This window comes from Streptomyces sp. NPDC059456 (assembly GCF_042750055.1).
Lineage (GTDB): Bacteria > Actinomycetota > Actinomycetes > Streptomycetales > Streptomycetaceae > Streptomyces.
On sequence record NZ_JBHYVA010000872.1, the window covers coordinates 1 to 3039 of the forward strand.

The 3039-nt window shown below is 73.0% G+C and carries 4 protein-coding genes; 1 reads left to right on the forward strand and 3 read right to left on the reverse strand.

All coding sequences use genetic code 11. The features are described 5' to 3' along the window. Together ACFXA3_RS39835 and ACFXA3_RS39840 are read right to left on the reverse strand one after the other, a co-directional pair. Nucleotides 1–314, reverse strand: a 314-nt coding sequence (locus tag ACFXA3_RS39835) for a glyoxalase (protein ID WP_385195882.1), incomplete at its 3' end; no start/stop codon positions are given. Nucleotides 315–316: 2 nt separating this feature from the next. Continuing rightward, nucleotides 317–1174, reverse strand: coding sequence for a trans-aconitate 2-methyltransferase (locus ACFXA3_RS39840; protein ID WP_385195884.1), 858 nt, complete (start codon nucleotides 1172–1174; stop codon nucleotides 317–319). Nucleotides 1175–1349: 175 nt separating this feature from the next. Here ACFXA3_RS39840 and ACFXA3_RS39845 point away from each other — a divergent pair, with 175 nt between their 5' ends. Further along, on the forward strand, nucleotides 1350–1847 hold the full coding sequence (locus ACFXA3_RS39845; RefSeq protein WP_030297045.1) for a MarR family winged helix-turn-helix transcriptional regulator: 498 nt from the start codon (nucleotides 1350–1352) through the stop codon (nucleotides 1845–1847). Here the strand turns inward: ACFXA3_RS39845 and ACFXA3_RS39850 are convergent. Further along, nucleotides 1806–2570 (reverse strand): LuxR C-terminal-related transcriptional regulator, encoded by a 765-nt coding sequence (locus ACFXA3_RS39850; protein WP_385195886.1) that lies wholly within the window; start codon nucleotides 2568–2570, stop codon nucleotides 1806–1808. The genes ACFXA3_RS39845 and ACFXA3_RS39850 overlap by 42 nt on opposite strands. Between the last annotated feature and the right edge of the window lie 469 nt (nucleotides 2571–3039).

The window sequence follows — 3039 nt, forward strand, 5'->3', positions numbered from 1 at the left end:
GAGTAGAAGCGGCGGTGTCCGGGCAGGTTGTCGTCCCAGACGACCTCGGCGCCGCGTTCGCGCAGTCTGCGCGCGTACGCCTCGATCCCGCTCACCCGCAGCCCGGGGTGTGCTTTGCGGGCGGGCCGGAAGTCCTCCTCGACGCCCAGGTGCAGCTGCACGGGGCCGGCGGCGAACCAGCAGCCGCCGCGGGCGGCGAGGACGGGCGGTTTGGGGATCTCGGTCATGCCCAGTACGTGGGTGTAGTACGCGCGGAGCCGGTCTTCCGAGCCGGGCGGCGCGGCGAGCTGGACGTGGTCGACGGCGGTCAGCACGGTCAGGCCTCCTTGCGGGCGACGGCGAAGATCCGGCGGAACGGGAACACGGTGCCGCGCGGCCCGGGCGGGTAGGCCTCGCGCAGCAGCTCGCGGTATTCGGCGAGGAAGGCGTCCACGGCCGGCCGGTCGTCGCCGAGGGCGGTGAGGACGGGCCGCAGGGCGGTGCCCTTGACCCAGTCGAGCACCGGATCGGGGCCGGTCAGCAGCTGGTGGTACGTCGTCTCCCAGGTGTCGACGGAGCAGCCCAGCCCGGTGAGCCGGGCCAGGTACTCGGCGGGTCCCAGGAGGTGGACGTAGCGGGCGCCGTGGCCGGCCAGCCGGTCGTGCCAGCGCGGGGTGTCGCAGAGCCGGGCGAGCAGGGCGTGGCTGGGGGCGCCGTGGTTGCCGGGGATCTGGAAGGCGAAGGTTCCGCCGGGGCGCAGTCCGTGGATCCAGGCGGGGAAGGAGCCGGGGTGGCTCGGGACCCACTGGAGGGCGGCGTTGGAGACGATCAGGTCGTAGGGCTCCTCGGGGAGCCAGTCGGCGAGGTCGGCGTGGCGGAAGTCGAGGCTGCCGCCGGCGGCGGTCCTGCCCGCGTACTCGTCGTCGGCGCGCCGGAGCATGTCCGGGGAGAGGTCGAAGCCGGTGATGCGGGCCTCGGGCCAGCGTTCGGCGAGGAGCGCGGTGACGTTGCCGGGGCCGCAGCCGAGGTCGGCGATGCGGGCGGGCCGGGCAGGCAGGTCGGGTATCCGGTTCAGCAGGTCGAGGAAGGGTCGGGTCCGGTGTCCTGCGTGCCGGAGGTATTGCTGGGGGTCCCAGGTCGGTGCGGCCTGGGTGGTGGCGGCGGGGATCCTTGCCGACGCGATATCGGAATGCATGTTCGAGCCTCCCTGCTGGCGGGTCGGGCGGAAGCGGAAGCCGTTCCGGCACCCTCCATGCCCATCGTCGCCCAAAATATATCTTGACGTCAAGACTCATGAGATCGAGATATAAATTTCCGAGATCCTCGATTTGAAGAGACTTCACGTCGACAGACCCCTTACACTGATCGGCATGGAGGACGAGGTCGACCGATTGGTCGCGGCATGGCGGCGGGAACGCCCTGACCTCGACGTGGAACCGCTCGAAGTACTGAGCCGCGTCAGCAGGCTTGCCCGTCATCTCGACCGCGCCCGCAGGCTGGCGTTCTCCGAGCACGGCCTGGAGCCTTGGGAGTTCGACGTCCTGACGTCGCTGCGCCGCGCCGGCGCGCCCTACCAGCTCTCCCCCGGCCAGCTGCTGACGCAGACCCTGGTCACCTCGGGCACCATGACCAACCGCATCGACCGGCTCGCCAAGAAGGGCCTCGTCGAGCGGCTGCCCGACCCCAACGACCGGCGCGGGGTGCTGGTCCGGCTGACGCCCGAGGGCCGGGACCGCGCCGACCAGGCCCTGGCGGGCCTGCTGGCCCAGGAGCGGGCGATCCTGGCCCAGCTCTCCCAGGCCCAGCGCGGTGACCTCGCGGCGCTGCTACGCCAGTTGACCGCTCCGTTCGACAACATCCCCGGCTAGGTCGGCCGGCCGCACCCCGGCCCGCCGGGCCAGTGCCACCGCCGCGAGCGTCGAGTGCACCCCGAGCTTGCCCAGCACGTTCTGCATGTGCGTGCGGACCGTGTGCGGGGACAGGAACAGCCGCGCCGCCACGTCCTTGCGGCCCAGTCCCGCCACCATGCAGCGCAGCACCTCGTGCTCGCGCGGCGTGAGGGACTCGACGAGCCGTTCGCTGTCCGTACGGTGCTTGCGCGCCGCGGTCAGTTCGCGCAGCACTCCGGTGAGCAGCGCGGGCGGAAGGTGGGTCTCCTCGCGCAGGACGCCGCGGATGACGGCGAGCAGCCGCGAGAGCGAGCAGTCCTTCGCCACCCAGCCGGAGGCCCCTGCCTGGAGGGCCAGTGCGGCCCGGCGCGGGTCGTCGCGTTCGGCGAGGACGACGGTGCGGACCCCGGGGTGGGCCACCCGCACCCCGGCGACCAGGGCGATCCCGTCCGCCGCGGGCGGCGGGCCGGAACCCGGTTCGCGCTGGGCGGGCACGGCGCCGGCGGCGGCGCCGAGGTCGGCGTCGACGAGCAGGACGTCGAAGCGGCGGCCCTCGGCCACCGCGCGTTCGAGGCAGCGCAGCGCGGCGGGGCCGCTGCCGGCCGCGGACACGTCCACGTCGGGCTCGGCCGCGAGCGCGGCGGCGAGCGATTCGGCGAAGATGCGGTGATCGTCGACCACGAGAACCCGGATGCGAACCACAAAACCCCCAAGGGTCGGGGAACGGACGACTGCGGGTACGGCGCCCGGACCGGGTGATCCGCAGCTGCCGCGGCCGCCGCCGAGACATCTCTGCACTACCCCGGACCGGACGCCGTACCCGGCGTGTCTCGACCCCTGAATCAACACCGGCCCCCACCGGTGTCACGCATCAGCGTAGAACGGGTGACGGCTCGTGGTTGGCCGAATAGCAGAAGTTTTCCGAGCGATTTTCCGGCTCGTCAGGCGCGAACCCGGTTTTCCATGGCTTGAATTCGACCATGTGGACGGTTCGGAACACGGTTTCCGACCGGTGCGTGCCACGGGCAGTTGCACGGAGGGCATTTCGCCCGGCGCGGGCGCGCCGCGCGCCCGCGCAGCGCGCCCGTCCACGGCGCCGGGCCGCCCCCGTGCGCTCCCCGCGCGCACGCTGCCGTACGCGGCCGCGCCCCCCGCACGGCCGGGTGCGGGG

Coding starts and splice junctions, on each gene's coding strand:
- ACFXA3_RS39840 (WP_385195884.1), bottom strand. CDS start 1,174: ATGCATTCCGATATCGCGTCGGCAAGGATCCCCGCCGCCACCACCCAG.
- ACFXA3_RS39845 (WP_030297045.1), top strand. CDS start 1,350: ATGGAGGACGAGGTCGACCGATTGGTCGCGGCATGGCGGCGGGAACGC.